The organism is Aquabacterium sp., from assembly GCF_041909175.1.
Lineage (GTDB): Bacteria > Pseudomonadota > Gammaproteobacteria > Burkholderiales > Burkholderiaceae_C > Aquabacterium.
In genome coordinates this window covers 122,494-139,393 of the sequence record NZ_JAYRDZ010000009.1, presented here as the reverse complement: position 1 = coordinate 139,393, position 16,900 = coordinate 122,494, and the positions used below count along the sequence as shown (strand labels likewise).

Below are 16,900 nucleotides of genomic sequence, written 5' to 3'. Positions count from 1 at the left end.
CTTATTTAACGGCAGCTCAGCGGGGCTTCCCGCTGACAGGCCAGAGCACCCAGGCGGACAGCGGTTGCTTGGTGCGCCCAGCCTGTGCCAGGGCCTCGTCGCCCCACCCCCAGAAATAATCCGCCCGCACGGCGCCCTGGATGGCGCCACCCGTGTCTTGTGCCATGACCAGGCGCTGCAAGGGCTGGGGCACGCCAGGCGTCAGGCTCCAGGGCTGAGGCTGGGTGCTGTCGATCCACATCGCTGCGCCAAGTGGCACGGCATCCTTGTCCACGGCCACCGAGCGCCCAGGGGTCAGGGGGACACCTTGTGCACCGTTGGGGCCCAGTCCGGCATCGGTCAGGTTGTCTTCGCGGAAGAAGACCACCCGCGGGTTGGCGCGCACCAGTTCAGGTACACGCTGTGGGTTCTGGCTGGCCCAGGTGCGCACCGATTGCCACGAGGCCTGGTCCATCGAGAAGGCACCTTGATCGACCAGCCAGCGCGCGACCGACTGGTAGGGCTGATCGTTGTGGCCGGCAAAGGCCATGCGGATCACACGCGGCTGTCCTTGTGGCGTGAGTTCGTCTTGCAGCCGGATGCGACCGGAGCCCTGCACCTGGATCAGCAGCACGTCCAGCGGGTCGGCCAGGTACACCAGTTCGCGACCGTTCAATGCTGCGCGGGCTTCCGGCAAGGTGTCGATCTCGGCACGGGTGTAATACGGCTTGCGCTGTCCGTAATCAGCCGGTGTGCGGTAGAGCGGGTAGCGGAAACGTGCGTCAGGCTTGCGCTTGCCTTCCAGCAAGGGTTCGAAGTAGCCCGTCAGCAGCCCGCTCGATTGGCCATCGAGACTCTTGATGCGCCAGGGCTGCAGGTGGCTTTCCAGCCACTGCCGCACGAAGTCGTCGGATACGCGCTGCCCCCATTGCGGGCCCAACTCGCGCACTTCATTGCAGGTCAGTGTCCAGCCGGGTGCGGGGCGCTGACAGCTTTGCCACAGGGCTGGCCACCATTCGCTGACACGGTCACGGTCCCAGCCGGGCAGGTCGTTGAAACTGGCAGGCAACCAGTGAGCCTTGGGGCGCAACAGCCCGCCCTCGCCATCGGGCTGGGGCAATACCGTTCCGGGTGGTGCGGTCACCGTCGGCTTCGTGACCGGCGGCTCCTCTGCAGGCCACATGCGCGGGATGACGGTGCAGCCCGAGAGGATGGACGCAGCCATCGTCATGATGACCAGTGGGCGAACGTGGGCGGGGGCCAGGCCAGTGGCGGCCATGTCGGGATTACGGCGAACCTTCATGGGCCCCGATTGTGCGCCGAGCCACGGTCTTCATCCGCGGGGAGGCAGCAAAAAGCTCAAGGGGTGGCGCCACACGCGCCGCCACACGGCCTTGCGCAACCGGGCACGGTCTTGCACATGCACATCGCGAGAGCGCATGGCCACCCGCAAGGCCAGCAGGAAGCTGACGCCCACATTGAGCACCCCGGTGAGGGGCAGGGCCGCCACGCACCACCAGAAACCGGCATCGTGCAGCGCAGGCCAACCCAGCGTGCCGAGCGCCGCCGCAACCTGCCCGGTCGACAGCGTCACGTGGCGCACGTCCAGTGGCAACGCAAAAAAGCTGGCAAACATCGGCACCAGTCCCAGCATCAGGCCCAGCGAGATGTTGGCCCCCAGCCCGGAAATGTTCTGCCGCCACCATTGCGCCCACCAGGCGGCACGCTGTGGCCCCACCAGCCTGCGGATACGCGGGTTCCATTGCAGGGCGCTGTCGAGCCGATGCAGCACGAACCAGTTTTCCAGCCAGCCCGCAATCAGACTGGATGCAAACAGCAGCACACCCGTGAAGGCCGCATACCAGAGCGTGGGCCCCAGCAGGGTCAGGCTGTGCAGGGTGTGCTCGGCCTTGTGTTCATTGATGAGCGGGTGCCCCATCAGCCACCATGACAGCGCCTGCATGCCGAGCACCACCGGCGCCACCAGCAAGAGGTTGCCCAGGATGCCCGCCATCTGGGACCGGATCAGGTGCGCTACCTCGTCAACAAAGCTTTCAATCGCGGCATCGCTGCGTGTATCGGCCAGCCGTGCCGCCATGGCCGGGGCGGTCATGGCGGGCTGTTTGGTGGCCACCGTGAAATGCAGCAACTGCACAACCACGAAACTCACGGCGTAGTTGGCGCCTGCGCCCAGCCCGGTCCAGAACGGCGACAGGCCCAGCGCGAACACCGCGAACTTCAGGAAGGTGGTGAAGGCCAGCACCACGCCGCCGCCGGCTGCACGCCAGAGCATGTCGAGGTATTCCGCCCGGGTGCGGGTGATGTAGTGCTCACCCGTTTCGGCACTGCGCTCGGCCACCTTGCGGGCCAGCATCGAATAGTGCTGCCGGAACAGCGCGCGCACGCTGCGGCGTGCCGTGCTGACCTCGACGAGGTCGACCACCAGGTTGCGCAAGGCGCCGGCCGGTTGGGGCGAGAGCACACACAGGAGCAGCAGCTCGATGCGTTCACAGCGCTGCTTGAGTTGGTCGATCTGAAAGACGATGTCGATCGAGATGCCGTGCTCTTCCAGGTGTTCATGGATGCCGTCGGCATGGCGCTGGCAGCTGTCCAGCAGGGCACGCAGGTACTGTGCTTCCTGCAGCAGGGCCGCATGGGCGGCCTTGTCGTCCGGGTTGGCCTGGGCCAGCTCGGCGCGCTCGGCCAGTTGCTCGGCCGAGCTCGCCAGATGCCGAAAGGCCAGTTGGATGTCGTTCGACCCCATGCGCACCCGCAACTCGCGGGACGAGCCCGCCGCACGCACCTGCCCGGCCAGATGCTGAATCGCATCGACAAAGGGCCGGCGCCAGCCCAGGGGCGATGTGGCTGCCTCGCTGCGCACCAGTCCTTCGGACCACAGGGCGGCCAGGTCATCGAGCATGGCGCTGTCGAGCTGCTCCAGCCAATGCACATCGGCGGGGTCGTCAAACAGCAGGGCAAACAAGGTGCCCAGATCCCGCGTGGCAGGGGTCAGGGGCAGCAAGCGGCCCCGCAGGCGTTCGCCGAGTTCGTGCAGAAAAGACGTGCGAGACGAGAACCCGAAGTCGGTCAGCAGCGAGGTGACGTCAATGTCGCGCCAGAACGCCCCCAGCAGGCCCACGACACCCTCACGGCGCTGAGGGTCCTGGGCGAGTTGACGCAGGATGTACTGCACGCCCGAAACGGGCTCGCCAGCACGGATCCAGGTCATGACCTGGACCAGCCACAGGTGGCGTTCAGCCAGCGGCAAATCGGCGCTGGCTTGGTCGAGTAGAGAAGTGATGTCGGTGTCGGATGGTGTACGGGACAACCTGGTCAAAAGGCCAACCTTTCAATGCAGAGACTGCGTGCGTGCCAGCGTGAAGGGCTCAATCGGCGTCTCGAAGGGGTGGGCATCTTCGGTCATGCAGAAGAAGGTGCCCTGCATCAGCCCATGGGGCGTGTTCAGCCGGGTCCAGCTGGTGTATTCGAAGCGTTCGCCCGGCTTGAGCATGGGCTGCTGGCCAACGACCCCCAGCCCGCGGACCTCCTCCACATGCCCGGTGGCATCGGTCAGCAGCCATTGGCGGCCGATCAGCTGCGCGGGCACATCACCGCTGTTGACGATGGTCACGGTGTAGGAGAAGGCGTATTCCTGCTGGGCCGGGTTGCTGTGTTCATCGAGGAACTGCGGCACCACGGCGCACTTGAATTCAGGTTTGCTCATGCGGCCCATTCTAGAAAAGCCGATCGTGAATATGCCCAGCATAGCCCCTCATGACCCAATGGGTTTGTCACCTACTGCCTCGTAAAATGGCGGTTTTCCATCTGCACGGCCTTCACCGGTTGCCCGCCATGTCGCGTACGTTTCGCATTGCCCCCAGTTTGCTGTCTGCCGATTTCGCCCGCCTGGGCGATGAGGTTCGTGATGTCATCGAAGCCGGGGCCGACTGGATCCACTTCGACGTGATGGACAACCACTATGTGCCGAACCTGACCTTCGGGCCGATGGTGTGCCAGGCCTTGCGCAAGCACGCGGTCAAGGCCGACGGCACCAAGGTGCCCATCGACGTGCACCTGATGGTGCAACCCGTCGACAGCCTGGCCCAGGCCTTTGCCAAGGCTGGTGCCGACATCATCACCTTCCACCCTGATGCCAGCGCCCATGTGGACCGCACCCTGCAACTCATCAAATCGGAAGGTTGCCAGGCCGGTCTGGTCTTCAACCCCGCCATGCCGCTTGACGTGCTCGAATGGGTCATCGACAAGGTCGACGTGGTGCTGCTGATGAGCGTGAACCCCGGCTTCGGTGGCCAGAGCTTCATCGACAGCACCCTGCGCAAGGCCGAGAAGGTGCGCAAGATCATTGACGCCTCGGGCCGCGACATCCGCCTGGAAATTGACGGCGGCATCAAGATCGACAACATCCGCCGTGTGGCCGATGTCGGTGCCGACACCTTTGTGGCCGGCAGCGCCATTTTTGGCCAGCCCAGCTACAAGGCGGTGATCGACGCGATGCGGGCTGAGTTGGCGAAGTAAGCCATGGGGGTGGACGGTGCGCGTCGTCATCCACCTTAATGCTTCCCGCGATTGCTCTCCTCTTCTCGTCAAGCCAGTGATAAGCTGGAAAAAAACGAGAATAGTTACAAGGGAGGTATCGTGGGTAAACCCATGTCTGATGGCGTGGGTGTGTTTTATGCACACTCGGTGGAAGGGGCTGCAGAGCCCGCATGGCAAGCTCTCTCAGAACATCTGCTGTCTGTGGGCGAGATGGCGTCCGGATTTGCAAGAGCTTTTGGCGGAGATAAACTCGCTGCATGCGCAGGGTTCTTGCATGACCTGGGCAAGTACACCGATGAGTTTCAAGCCAGATTAAAGGGTAGCCCTGAACGAGTCGATCATTCGACCTGGGGCGCCCGCATTGCTTTGGAGCGCTACCCGACGTTGGGTTATCTGCTGGCCTATGCCATTGCCGGGCACCATGCTGGCCTGGCCAACGGCAAGGGCGAAGGCCGCCGCGCGAGCTTGCAGGAACGCTTGGTGGCAGATTTACCGAAGCTGCATCCGCAATGGCAAGACGAACTGCCCGTGCCTGCAGCCTTGCCCATGGTGCCCGGCTTCAGTCCTCACCGAGAACGAGGCATGTTCCAGATGGCCTTTCTGGTGCGCATGCTGTTCTCATGTCTGGTGGACGCCGACTTTCTGGACACGGAAGCCTTCTACAACCGCGTGGAAGGCCGAACAGCTCTGCGCCATGAGCCTGGCATGCGGCCCACGCTGGCCGATCTGAAGCCGGCGCTGGACCTGCACCTGGCAGGTTTTCGTGCAGACAGGCCGGTCAACCAGATCCGTGCAGAGATCCTCCAACATGTGCGTGCTCAGGCCGACTTGAAGCCTGGCCTGTTCTCGCTCACCGTGCCCACAGGCGGTGGCAAGACCTTGGCCTCGCTGGCCTTTGCGCTGGACCACGCTATCCGTCACGGCCAACAGCGCGTGATCTTCGTGATCCCTTTCACCAGCATCGTGGAGCAAAACGCTGCGGTGTTTCGCCAAGCGCTGGGCCCTTGGGGCGAAAGCTCCGTGCTGGAGCACCACAGCGCCTTTGCGGATGACCCGCGCGACAGCAAAGAAGCCCGGGACAAGGTGCGCCTGGCCATGGAGAACTGGGATGCGCCGATCATTGTCACCACAGCGGTGCAATTTTTTGAGAGCCTGTTTGCTGACCGCCCATCTAAATGCCGCAAGTTGCACCACATCGCCAACAGTGTGGTGATCTTGGATGAAGCGCAGACCATGCCGTTGAAGGTGCTGCGCCCCTGTGTGGCCGCATTGGATGAGCTGGCGCGCAACTACCGCAGCAGCGTGGTGCTGTGCACGGCCACCCAACCCGCGTTGAAGGCGCCCGATGTCGCGGCTGACCTCGAAGGCTTTGAAGGCGGCCTTGAAAACGTGCGTGAGCTGGCGCCCGAACCGGCCAGACTCTTCGAGCAGCTCAAGCGCGTCACTGTCAGGCACGTCGGTGCGCTGGACGATTCGGACTTGTTGAACCAGTTGCGTGAGCGCGAACAAGTGCTGTGCATCGTCAACAACCGTCGCCATGCGCGGGCCTTGCATCAAGGCATGGCCGACCTGAGCGGTACCTACCACCTGACCACGCTCATGTGCGCGGCGCACCGTAGCCAGGTGCTGGCCACCGTGCGAGAAGCCTTGAAGCAAGGGCAGCCTTGTAGGCTGGTGTCCACGGCGCTCATTGAGGCAGGCGTGGACGTGGCTTTCCCCACCGTCTACCGGGCCGAAGCAGGGCTCGACTCCATCGCCCAGGCGGCAGGGCGATGCAACCGTGAAGGCCGTTGGGCTGCGAAGGACAGCGAAGTGCGCATCTTTGCCAATGCCAACGATGACTGGAAGGCCCCACCTGAACTGCGCCAGTTTGCCGACGTGACCCGCGAGGTGTTGAGGAACCACGAAGGCGACCCGCTGGACCCGGTGGCTATCGAGCGCTACTTCAAGCTGCTCTACTGGCAAAAAGGGGATGAGGCGCTGGACGCTTTGAACCTTCTGGGCCTGCTCAAAAAGGCCAAGATCGACAGCCTGCCCATGGACACGCTGGCCGAGCAATTCAAGATGATCGACAGCGTGCAGATGCCCGTGATCATTCCGTTCGACGATGAGGCAAGGAGCGCTATCCGTGACCTGCAATTCGTGGACGGCCTGCAAGGCATCAGCCGTCGCCTGCAGCGGTATCTGGTGCAGGTGCCCAAGCACGGCTTTGATGCCTTGCGCAAGGCAGGCGCCATCGAAGCCGTCCGTCCGAAAGAGTGGGGGGATCAGTTCATGGTCTTGGCCAATGAGAGCTTGTATGACCCTGACGTAGGTTTGTCTTGGGACAACCCTGTTTTCATCGCCGCATCAGCCTTGGTGATATGAACGTCGTTACCATCAGATTCAAGTGGCAAAAAAATCAAGGGAGGCCATGTGACATTTGGCATTCGTTTGCATGTCTGGGGTGAGCGTGCCTGCTTCACGCGCCCCGAAATGAAAGTCGAGCGCGTTTCCTACGACGCGATGACACCATCCGCTGCGCGAGGCATCCTCGATGCCATCCATTGGAAGCCGGCTATACGCTGGCACATCGACCGCATTCACGTGCTCAAGCCCATCCGCTTCGAGTCCATCCGTCGCAATGAGGTCGGCAGCAAACTGCCACCGGGGGCAGTAACCAAGGCCATGAAGGCGGGCAGCACCGATGGCTTGTGGAACCTGGTTGATGAAGACCGCCAGCAACGCGCCGCCACCGTCTTGCGCGATGTGGCCTATGTGATCGAAGCGCACTTCTCGCTCACGCCCAAGGCCGGCGCAGAGGATTCGGTGGGCAAGCACCTGGACATCTTCAACCGACGCGCACGCAAAGGCCAGTGCTTCCAGATGCCCTGCTTTGGCGTGCGTGAGTTCCCGGCACATTTCAGCCTGGTGGAAGGTGATGAGCCCATGCCAGAAATTGATGTCGCACTGACCGGGCCGCGTGACCTGGGCTGGATGCTGCACGACATCGATTTCGACCAGGGCAACATCCCGCGCTTCTTCCGTGCTCACATGCAAGATGGCGTCATCGACGTGCCGCCCTGGCACAGCGACGAGGTGAAGTCATGATCCTCGAAGCCCTTGCGCACCAATACCAGCGCCTGATCGCGCGCCATGAGCCTGGCCTGTCCCCCTACGGCTACAGCCCCGAGAAGATCAGCTATGCCATCGTGCTGTCGGCCGATGGGGACCCGGTGGATGTGCAGTCGCTGCTGGACACCAGCGGCAAGAAGCCGGTGCCTCGTCGGCTGCCTGTCCCACAACTAGCTAGAACCGTTGACATTACAGCGGGGTTTCTGTGGGACAAAAGTGCCTATGTGCTGGGCGTTAGCGCCACAAGCAAACGCGTAGAGCGGGAGCATCAGGCTTTTAAAGAGTTGCATTTCGCTAAGTTGCGGCAAGCAAAAGATCCTGGGCTAAGAGCACTAGTTTCCTTCTTGGAAAAATGGACGCCTGGGCGGTTTCAGTCTGTACCGTTTACCCCCGAGATGATTGATGCCAATTTTGTTTTCCGATTGGATGGGGTGCGTGGCTATCTTCACGAGTCCGCAGAAGCACATCAAATTCGCATGGGGTTGCTTGCAGACAACGAGGATGAGGGTGTCATTGCTCCTTGCTTGGTGACAGGGGCTTTCCGCCCCGTCTCGCTAACGCACCCGCTCATCAAAGGAGTCCGAGACGCGCAGACCTCTGGTGCCGCTATCGTTTCGTTCAATTTGGATGCTGCTTGTTCATATGGCAAGAAGCAGGGAGCTAACGCACCGATCTCTGCGGAAGCTGCTTTTGCGTATACATCGGTACTGAATTACCTTCTACGAAGCGATCCACACAACCGCCAGCGCCTCTCCGTGGGGGATGCCTCGGTGGTGTTCTGGGCCGAGGCGCAAGATCCGGAGCAGGCCCAAAGCTGCGAAGACCTGCTCGCCGCGCTGTTGAGCCCCGACAGCAAAAGCGACGAGGGGCAGGAGACCGAGAAAATCCGCCATGTCATGGAGGTCGTAGCCAAAGGCCGCCCGCTGGCCGAGCTGGATCCCAAGCTGGACGAAGGCACCCGCATGTTCGTGCTGGGCCTGGCGCCCAATGCATCTCGCTTGTCCATCCGCTACTGGTTGTGCGACACCTTGGGGGATCTGGTTCAACGCCTGCGCCAGCACGTCCAGGATCTGAATCTGGAGCCCTCACCGTGGAAAACCGCACCCAGCGTCTGGCGCTTGGCACTGGCCACCGCACCCTCTCGTGGCGACCCGCCCAAAGCCAAGGCTGATGACGTGTCACCACTGCTGGCTGGTGAGCTGATGCGCGCCATCCTGACCGGTGGCCGCTATCCGCAGAGCCTGCTGACGAATGTCGTCATGCGCATGCGTTCTGATGGCGACATCAGCGGTGTGCGGGCCGCGCTGTGCAAGGCGGTGCTGAACCGCGACCTGCGGCTGTCCCATTCCAATGTTCCAGACAAGGAGGTTCCTGTGAGTCTTGATGTGCATTCCACCAACTCGGGCTACCTGCTCGGGCGATTGTTCGCGGTGCTGGAAGGCGCGCAGCGCCTGGCCCTGGGCAGCCAAGTCAACGCCACCATCCGTGACCGTTACTACGGCTCGGCATCGGCCACACCAGCCCTGGTCTTCCCGGTTCTGCTGCGCAACACGCAGAACCACATGAGCCGCATCCGCAAGGACATGCCTGGCATGGCTATTACCCTTGAGAAAGTTATTCAGGAAGTCATCGACAAGCTGCCCGGCGAGTTCCCCAAACACCTGGGCATGCAAGACCAAGGCCGTTTTGCGATTGGCTACTACCACCAGGCTCAGGCTCGTTTCCAGAAGGCAGACAAGGCTGATGCCACCTCGAACGGCAACAACGACACCACCGATACCAACAAGCAAGGAGGCGCCCAATGAGCGCGATCACACACCGCCACGAATTCGTCTTTCTGTTTGATGTCACCAATGGCAACCCCAATGGCGACCCGGATGCGGGCAACTTGCCGCGCCTGGACCCAGAAACCAACAAGGGCCTGGTGACGGATGTGTGCCTCAAACGCAAGATCCGCAACTACGTGACGCTGGACAAGGGCGACAACGCAGGCTTCGCGATCTACATGCAGGAAAAGGCCGTGTTGAACAACCAGCACGCCATCGGACGCAAGGCTGTGGGCTTGGAAAAGGAGACCGCAGACGAACTCAAGAAGCTGCCCAAGGACGAGGCCAAGGCGCGTGAGCTGACAGCATGGATGTGCAGCAATTTCTTTGACATCCGTGCGTTTGGTGCCGTCATGACCACAGGCGTCAATGCTGGCCAGGTGCGTGGGCCCGTGCAACTGGCTTTCGCCACATCCATTGACCCGGTCGTGCCCATCGAGGTGTCCATCACCCGCATGGCCGTGACCACGCAAAAGGAAGCTGAAGACCAAAGCGGAGACAACCGCACCATGGGCCGCAAACACATCATCCCCTATGGGCTGTACCGCGTGCATGGCTTTGTCTCGGCCAAGCTGGCTGAGCGCACAGGCTTTTCTGACGGTGACCTGAGCCTGCTGTGGCAATCGCTCATCAACATGTTTGAGCACGACCGCTCGGCAGCGCGTGGCGAGATGGCATCTCGCAAGCTCTTCGTGTTCGAGCATGAAAGCGCCATGGGCAATGCCCCGGCTCACAAGCTCTTCGAATTGGTTGAGGTGGACCGCCTCACGACCGAGGCGGATGGCCCGGCGCGGTCTTTCACGGACTACAAGGTGTCGGTCAAGCATGATGCACTGCCATCGGGCGTCACCTTGCACGAACTGCTGTGATCAAGGAGTGAGGCGACAAGGGGGCTCATGGACATGGATGACGAAGCACTGATCCCCCTGTCGGCCTTGCAGCACTACCTGTATTGCCCCAGGCAATGCGCGCTGATCCATGTGGAGCAGCTATGGGCAGAAAGCCAGCACACCGGTGAAGGGCGCCTGCTGCACGACAAGGCCGACAAGCCCAAGATGGAGCGCCGCAAAGGCGTTCGCACCGTCACCGCCATGCCCTTGGCTCAGCCTCTGCTGGGGATCACGGGGGTGGCTGATGTGGTTGAGTTCCACATGGGGGAGGATGGTGTGGAGCGCCCCTACCCCGTGGAATACAAGCGCGGTCGGCCCAAGCCTCATCAAGCCGACGAAGTGCAACTGTGCGCCCAAGCCTTGTGCCTGGAGCACATGTTGAACTGCCAGATCCCCGAAGGAGCGCTGTACTACGGTGAAACACGCAGACGCATCGTGGTGTCCTTCGATGAGGCCTTGCGGTCCTTGACTTGCCAGACCATCGAAGCCACACGGGCCATGGTGGCAAGCGGGCATACGCCTTCGGCCACGTACTCGGCCAAGCTCTGCGACAACTGTTCCCTGCTCGACCTGTGTCAGCCGCGCTTGCTCCATCGGGGTGAATCTGTTCAGCACTGGTTGCGTGCGCAACTGAAAGGCGAATGAGCCATGCGGCGTCAACTCAACACGTTGTACGTGACGACCGAAGGCGCTTGGCTGCGCAAGGACGGCGCCAACATCGTCATGGATGTGGACGGTGAGACCCGTGCGCGCTTGCCTGTTCATATGTTGGAGGGGCTTGTTTGCCTCGGGCGCGTGATGGTGTCGCCGCCCTTGATGGGCTATTGCGCAGAGCAAGGCATCACCGTGTCTTATCTGTCGATGAATGGGCGCTTTCAGGCCAGAGTTGAAGGGCCCGTATCGGGCAATGTGTTGTTGCGGCGAGAGCAGTATCGGCGCACGGATGATCCCACTCGCTGCGTACAGATCGTGCAGAACATCCTGGTGGGCAAGCTGCACAACCAGCGGGTGGTGTTGGGGCGAGGTTTGCGTGACCATGCCGACAAGCTGAACAACGATGATCACGCGGCTCTTACTCATGCACACAAGCGCCTGGATCGCATCATGGACAAGGTGCAGACTGAGCAATCATTGGATGTGTTGCGTGGCCTGGAGGGCGAGGCAGCGCAGAGTTACTTCGGCGTGTTCGATCACCTGATCCGCAGCAACGAGCCCGCCATGCGTTTCAAAGGGCGCAGCCGCAGGCCGCCGATGGATGCTGTCAATGCTTTGCTGTCCTTTCTGTACACCTTGATCACGCATGACTGCAGATCAGCTTTGGAGAGCGTGGGGCTGGACCCAGCGGTGGGCTTCCTGCACCGTGACAGGCCAGGGCGCCCCAGCCTCGCTTTGGATCTGCTGGAGGAGTTCCGACCCCTGCTAGGGGACAGGCTGGCGCTGTCGCTCATCAATTTGAAGCAACTGACATCCAAGGACTTCCAGACGATGGATAACGGGGCCGTGCTGTTGAAGGAAGACTCGCGCAAGGTTGTGCTGACAGCCTATCAGGAGCGTAAGCGCGAAGAGCTTCGACATGTCTTCCTGGATGAGAAAGCACCGATCGGGTTGTTCCCATTTCTTCAGGCGCAGTTGATGGCCCGGCACCTGCGTGGCGACATTGATGGCTATCCGCCATTCTTATGGAAATGAGGTTGTTGCCATGATGGTTCTGGTTAGCTATGACGTGAGCACCCAAGACAAGGCGGGTGCCAGGCGGTTGCGACAGATCGCCAAAGCCTGTCTGAACCTTGGGCAGCGAGTGCAGTTTTCTGTGTTTGAGATTGAATTGGAGCCAGCCCAATGGGTGCAGCTAAAAGCGTTGTTGGTGTCTATCATTGAGCCGACAACCGACAGCTTACGTTTTTACTATTTGGGCAAAAATTGGCAGGCCAAGGTGGAGCATGTCGGTGCGAAGGCAGTGCTGGACCTTAATGCCCCGTTGATCCTTTGATCGTTTTTGCGAACCCGAAGTGGTTTGGATCCCTTGCTGGGGTTCGCAGTTCTTTAACATGTTGATTTGTATAGATTAATGGCTGATTCTGCCTAATTGGATTTTTACTTGTTCATATTCCCAGAGGGGCTCGCTACATGAGCCCCTTTTTTTCATTTGTCTCAGTGGTTTATAACCATGCTGTGTCGCGCCCATCACGGGCGCGTGGGTTGAAACTGCAACACGGTCAGCAACCGTAATCACAGCTTCAGTGTCGCGCCCATCACGGGCGCGTGGGTTGAAACTCCTCCTGAATGCGCCTCTTGCGCGCCTCGGTTAGTGTCGCGCCCATCACGGGCGCGTGGGTTGAAACTTGTTCTCGGACACGCCGGCCCTGGTGCTGAAGGAGTGTCGCGCCCATCACGGGCGCGTGGGTTGAAACTCATGCTTGCTCCTTGCGCTTGAATTCGATTACCCAGTGTCGCGCCCATCACGGGCGCGTGGGTTGAAACTCGCTGTGCTGGCTTCTTCTGGCGTTGCATTGGTCGTGTCGCGCCCATCACGGGCGCGTGGGTTGAAACACCATGTACAAGGCGGCTGGCATTGAGCAAGAGGATGTGTCGCGCCCATCACGGGCGCGTGGGTTGAAACGCTTCCACATGGGCAAAGGATTTATCGTCGGTGGTGTCGCGCCCATCACGGGCGCGTGGGTTGAAACTGGCTCGGTGTGTCGTTCATGGTGTCGGTCTGCGTGTCGCGCCCATCACGGGCGCGTGGGTTGAAACTTCAATAGCTCTGAAATAAGCTGCGGTGGATTCTGTGTCGCGCCCATCACGGGCGCGTGGGTTGAAACTCTTCAACACAAGCCTCCACAGCCTCAACATCAATGGTGTCGCGCCCATCACGGGCGCGTGGGTTGAAACAGCTTCTCGCCCATGGTCTTGTACTTCGAGGTTGGGTGTCGCGCCCATCACGGGCGCGTGGGTTGAAACACTGGATGACTACAGAGCCGGGGCTCCATGGTCGTGTCGCGCCCATCACGGGCGCGTGGGTTGAAACCTTTGAATGCATTGCTCGGAAGGGTTGCGTGGATGGTGTCGCGCCCATCACGGGCGCGTGGGTTGAAACATCTTTACAGATGAAGTCCTGCGCCTGGCCAACGTGTCGCGCCCATCACGGGCGCGTGGGTTGAAACTTTGCTGAGCTTTGAGCCCTGGTCGAGGATCGGGTGTCGCGCCCATCACGGGCGCGTGGGTTGAAACTCCTGAATCGTCAGGCCCGGGTCAAGCTCGTGGGTGTCGCGCCCATCACGGGCGCGTGGGTTGAAACTGATGCTTGTTGAGCATGGCTTTATGTCTATTCAGGTCGCGCCCATCACGGGCGCGTGGGTTGAAACATGGCTTTCATGGGTTGCAACGGTGGTCGAAGCCTCGTCGCGCCCATCACGGGCGCGTGGGTTGAAACACGGCGCTCAGACGCACGACAGCCAAACCACCAAAAGTCGCGCCCATCACGGGCGCGTGGGTTGAAACATATCTTCCGCTGCACTCGCTGAGTGCGTCGGCGAGGTCGCGCCCATCACGGGCGCGTGGGTTGAAACCTCATAGCGCTTGCGCTCCACTCTGAGCTTCTCGTCGCGCCCATCACGGGCGCGTGGGTTGAAACTGCGTACTGGACGCTGGATATGGTGCCGATGCCACGGTCGCGCCCATCACGGGCGCGTGGGTTGAAACACCGACGCCTTGACGCGGGTTGCGCGCCTGACCGCGTCGCGCCCATCACGGGCGCGTGGGTTGAAACCCGGCGATCCGCTCGGCTGGAGAGTCCAGTCTGTACGAGTCGCGCCCATCACGGGCGCGTGGGTTGAAACTGTTGTGGAAGGGGAGGCCAGCAACCCGAAGAAAAGTCGCGCCCATCACGGGCGCGTGGGTTGAAACAACCAGACGCAAACGGCTTTGGCTTCTCGCGTCAAGTCGCGCCCATCACGGGCGCGTGGGTTGAAACTCTGACTTCCTGCCGCCTCACACGATGGCTATTCTCGTCGCGCCCATCACGGGCGCGTGGGTTGAAACAGCCGGCATGTTCGATCCCTGGGTGATGACACCCTGTCGCGCCCATCACGGGCGCGTGGGTTGAAACACCAAGCCGCAAGCGGAAGATCCGTCCATTCTGGTGACGTCGCGCCCATCACGGGCGCGTGGGTTGAAACTTTGATCTGTGAGGCCTGTATGCTTCGATCGTTTCTCCGGTCGCGCCCATCACGGGCGCGTGGGTTGAAACTTCTGCCGCGACGCCAGACGCAGGCATGTTTTCAGGTCGCGCCCATCACGGGCGCGTGGGTTGAAACACTCTGATGCTGACGCCATGCAGTTCTCCGGTGATGTCGCGCCCATCACGGGCGCGTGGGTTGAAACCGCGAGGGTGACAAGATCGTCTGCCGCCGCATCACGTCGCGCCCATCACGGGCGCGTGGGTTGAAACGCGTAAAACCGGCTGCTGTACCCCTGAACCTGCATCGTCGCGCCCATCACGGGCGCGTGGGTTGAAACATCTCAGGTGTTCCCGGATTGGTTTCGGGGGAATGGTCGCGCCCATCACGGGCGCGTGGGTTGAAACGGCACAAAACGCGATGCACTAGCGTTCCATGCCGGTCGCGCCCATCACGGGCGCGTGGGTTGAAACAATATGGTCCCGGTAATGCTCGATTTAGCCATGGGTCGCGCCCATCACGGGCGCGTGGGTTGAAACTCTGACAACACAGTCTGATGAGCCGCCGTCAGGTGGTCGCGCCCATCACGGGCGCGTGGGTTGAAACACCGCAGATCCCCGCGTCCCGGCTGATGCCATGGTGGTCGCGCCCATCACGGGCGCGTGGGTTGAAACAATGCAGGAGGTTTTCTAATGGCTGGCGACTGGATCGTCGCGCCCATCACGGGCGCGTGGGTTGAAACTTCTGCCGCGACGCCAGACGCAGGCATGTTTTCAGGTCGCGCCCATCACGGGCGCGTGGGTTGAAACTGCCAGGAAGATCTGAAAATGGAATAAATGCTCCTGGTCGCGCCCATCACGGGCGCGTGGGTTGAAACAGCATGAATCAAACCCGAGTACTGCAAGCGTTTCAGGTCGCGCCCATCACGGGCGCGTGGGTTGAAACTGCAGGAATACATCTTCAGGAGTCAGCAGAGCGTTAACGAAAACCCCTGTGGCTCAATGGGTTGCCGCATCTCTCTTGGCCTATGGCCTTGAGCTGACTTCAATCCGCTCCGCAGGGGACGGGTCACTCTAGCCCAGCGCCCGCAAGCTTGCAAATCAACATGTGGACGTCATCTCAATAGGCCGGTGCCAGCGGGTGCCCATGCCATGCCACCGTGGCAGTGGCACCCAGGAGCGTCGAGAACGCGTCACTGAAGGTGCTGCCATACGCCATGTTGGTGAGCACGCCGGTGAGGGTACCCAGGCTCTGGCCTGCGCCGCCATCAGCCGTGCTGTCAAACAGCAGGTGGAACAAGGTGGTGTAGGCCGGTCGGTAGGCCATGGCTTCCTGCGTCACCCCGCAACGCTGCAGATCGCGCATGGTGACGATGTCCAGTGGCCCGCATTGGCCGCTGCTGTTGTACTGGGTGGTCCAGCTGCTCTCCTCGGTCACGGAGGCCAGTCGGGTCCCTTGGCTGAGGTAGCTCGCCATGCCTTCTTCGAACCAGCGCGGCAGCGGGTGCCGGTTGGTGCGGTCTTGCAGCAGCACGGCTTGCACCACTTTCACCAGCTCGTGGGCCAGTGCTGCCTGCCAGTTGGCTTGGCTGACCCCCGTTGCAGTCACCACGCTGAGCGGCTTCAGCCGCAGCCCTTGAAACGAGCCCATGGCCAGTTGGCCATCGTTGGTGATGCTCAGGCAGACTGTGACGGCATCGGTCCCGGACAGGCCGGCCAGCCCCGTGAGCCCGAGTTGGGTCTTGATGGCTGTCAGCCATTGCTGCGTGGTGTTCGCAGCCAGAACCAGATCGCTTTGAGGCAGACCGCTGCCAAGCACCAGCACGTCGGCTGTTCGGGCCAGTTGCGATGCCTCGGCGTCCACCCCGCAGGCCGATGGCTTGGGGTGTTGAGCGAGGCTTTGGTTGTGGTGGTCGCCTCGCGCTCTAGGGGGGCTTGTCTGGCTGCTGCTGGCGGTGCTGGTCGTGGTTTCCTGGCTGGTACGCGGGGAGACCGATTCAGGCCACAGCCAGCTCGCAATCCAGCTCACGACCTGGTCGATGGGCCCGTTGCGGCGTTCTGCGTGCAGTGGTTCGGGGCGCAGCAAGTCGGCAGGCAGTGATGCGGGAGCCGATGCGGGCATTGGGGACGATGCTGCGGCGCTGCGCTGGCGCGGCGTGAACTGTGCGGGCCCCGGTGGCGGTGGCTGCACAGGCCCCGGTGCCTGCCCCTGCAGGGCTGGCGCATGGCCCGGCTCATGGTGTGGGCCGCGATGGTGGTGCCGCCCTGCCTCAGGCGGGCGGTCTGACTCGTCAGCCCACCAACTGGCCACGCCCAGCGCGGCAGTCGAGAGGACGACAGCAGACACAAGCAACAAC

General features: G+C 61.8%; 12 protein-coding genes and 1 CRISPR repeat array. Of the genes, 8 read left to right on the top strand and 4 right to left on the bottom strand.

The features are described 5' to 3' along the window. Nucleotides 1–16: 16 nt before the first annotated feature. From ACE3PH_RS13695 to apaG, 3 genes are read right to left on the bottom strand one after another with little or no spacing between them, the layout of a single operon-like run. Entirely contained in the window at nt 17–1,282 is a 1,266-nt protein-coding gene (locus tag ACE3PH_RS13695; protein ID WP_374319970.1) for a murein transglycosylase A, read from the bottom strand. A 30-nt stretch (nt 1,283–1,312) separates the two neighbouring features. Then, nucleotides 1,313–3,316 carry a site-specific recombinase gene (locus tag ACE3PH_RS13690; RefSeq protein WP_374319967.1) on the bottom strand — a complete coding sequence of 668 codons (2,004 nt, stop codon included), beginning with the start codon at nt 3,314–3,316 and terminating at the stop codon, nt 1,313–1,315. A 12-nt stretch (nt 3,317–3,328) separates the two neighbouring features. Continuing rightward, nucleotides 3,329–3,703 carry a Co2+/Mg2+ efflux protein ApaG gene (gene apaG / locus ACE3PH_RS13685; protein ID WP_374319965.1) on the bottom strand — a complete coding sequence of 125 codons (375 nt, stop codon included), beginning with the start codon at nt 3,701–3,703 and terminating at the stop codon, nt 3,329–3,331. 128 nt (nt 3,704–3,831) lie between these two features. On the opposite strand from apaG, the gene rpe reads away from it, so the two are divergent. The 8 genes from rpe to cas2 all read left to right on the top strand — a co-directional run bounded on the left by rpe (nt 3,832) and on the right by cas2 (nt 12,356). Beyond that, nucleotides 3,832–4,515 (top strand): ribulose-phosphate 3-epimerase, encoded by a 684-nt coding sequence (gene rpe, locus ACE3PH_RS13680; protein WP_374319963.1) that lies wholly within the window; start codon nt 3,832–3,834, stop codon nt 4,513–4,515. 132 nt (nt 4,516–4,647) lie between these two features. Further along, nucleotides 4,648–6,903: a CRISPR-associated endonuclease Cas3'' gene (locus ACE3PH_RS13675; protein WP_374319961.1), complete on the top strand. Its 2,256-nt coding sequence runs from the start codon at nt 4,648–4,650 to the stop codon at nt 6,901–6,903. Between the two features lie 48 nt (nt 6,904–6,951). Continuing rightward, entirely contained in the window at nt 6,952–7,626 is a 675-nt protein-coding gene (cas5c, locus tag ACE3PH_RS13670; RefSeq protein WP_374319958.1) for a type I-C CRISPR-associated protein Cas5c, read from the top strand. Further along, nucleotides 7,623–9,455: a type I-C CRISPR-associated protein Cas8c/Csd1 gene (gene cas8c / locus ACE3PH_RS13665; RefSeq protein WP_374319955.1), complete on the top strand. Its 1,833-nt coding sequence runs from the start codon at nt 7,623–7,625 to the stop codon at nt 9,453–9,455. The genes cas5c and cas8c overlap by 4 nt, the downstream gene beginning before the upstream one ends. Beyond that, a complete protein-coding gene (gene cas7c / locus ACE3PH_RS13660) occupies nt 9,452–10,345 on the top strand; it encodes a type I-C CRISPR-associated protein Cas7/Csd2 (protein WP_374319953.1) in 894 nt (297 codons plus the stop codon). The genes cas8c and cas7c overlap by 4 nt, the downstream gene beginning before the upstream one ends. Nucleotides 10,346–10,372: 27 nt before the next feature. Continuing rightward, nucleotides 10,373–11,011 (top strand): CRISPR-associated protein Cas4, encoded by a 639-nt coding sequence (gene cas4, locus ACE3PH_RS13655; protein WP_374319950.1) that lies wholly within the window; start codon nt 10,373–10,375, stop codon nt 11,009–11,011. Between the two features lie 3 nt (nt 11,012–11,014). Then, nucleotides 11,015–12,055 (top strand): type I-C CRISPR-associated endonuclease Cas1c, encoded by a 1,041-nt coding sequence (cas1c, locus tag ACE3PH_RS13650; protein ID WP_374319947.1) that lies wholly within the window; start codon nt 11,015–11,017, stop codon nt 12,053–12,055. A gap of 10 nt (nt 12,056–12,065) precedes the next feature. Next, entirely contained in the window at nt 12,066–12,356 is a 291-nt protein-coding gene (gene cas2, locus ACE3PH_RS13645; protein WP_374319943.1) for a CRISPR-associated endonuclease Cas2, read from the top strand. A gap of 184 nt (nt 12,357–12,540) precedes the next feature. Then, nucleotides 12,541–15,489: direct repeats of the CRISPR family, unit length 32 nt; unit sequence GTCGCGCCCATCACGGGCGCGTGGGTTGAAAC. A 174-nt stretch (nt 15,490–15,663) separates the two neighbouring features. On the opposite strand, the gene ACE3PH_RS13640 is transcribed toward cas2, so the two are convergent. Beyond that, nucleotides 15,664–16,890 carry a hypothetical protein gene (locus ACE3PH_RS13640; protein WP_374319940.1) on the bottom strand — a complete coding sequence of 409 codons (1,227 nt, stop codon included), beginning with the start codon at nt 16,888–16,890 and terminating at the stop codon, nt 15,664–15,666. Nucleotides 16,891–16,900 lie beyond the last annotated feature (10 nt).

What these genes read in the sequence shown, in the direction of transcription:
- ACE3PH_RS13695 (WP_374319970.1), bottom strand. Translation starts at nt 1,282, where the DNA reads ATGAAGGTTCGCCGTAATCCCGACATGGCCGCCACTGGCCTGGCCCCC.
- apaG (WP_374319965.1), bottom strand. Translation starts at nt 3,703, where the DNA reads ATGAGCAAACCTGAATTCAAGTGCGCCGTGGTGCCGCAGTTCCTCGAT.
- rpe (WP_374319963.1), top strand. Translation starts at nt 3,832, where the DNA reads ATGTCGCGTACGTTTCGCATTGCCCCCAGTTTGCTGTCTGCCGATTTC.
- ACE3PH_RS13675 (WP_374319961.1), top strand. Translation starts at nt 4,648, where the DNA reads ATGTCTGATGGCGTGGGTGTGTTTTATGCACACTCGGTGGAAGGGGCT.
- cas8c (WP_374319955.1), top strand. Translation starts at nt 7,623, where the DNA reads ATGATCCTCGAAGCCCTTGCGCACCAATACCAGCGCCTGATCGCGCGC.
- cas7c (WP_374319953.1), top strand. Translation starts at nt 9,452, where the DNA reads ATGAGCGCGATCACACACCGCCACGAATTCGTCTTTCTGTTTGATGTC.
- cas4 (WP_374319950.1), top strand. Translation starts at nt 10,373, where the DNA reads ATGGACATGGATGACGAAGCACTGATCCCCCTGTCGGCCTTGCAGCAC.
- cas1c (WP_374319947.1), top strand. Translation starts at nt 11,015, where the DNA reads ATGCGGCGTCAACTCAACACGTTGTACGTGACGACCGAAGGCGCTTGG.
- cas2 (WP_374319943.1), top strand. Translation starts at nt 12,066, where the DNA reads ATGATGGTTCTGGTTAGCTATGACGTGAGCACCCAAGACAAGGCGGGT.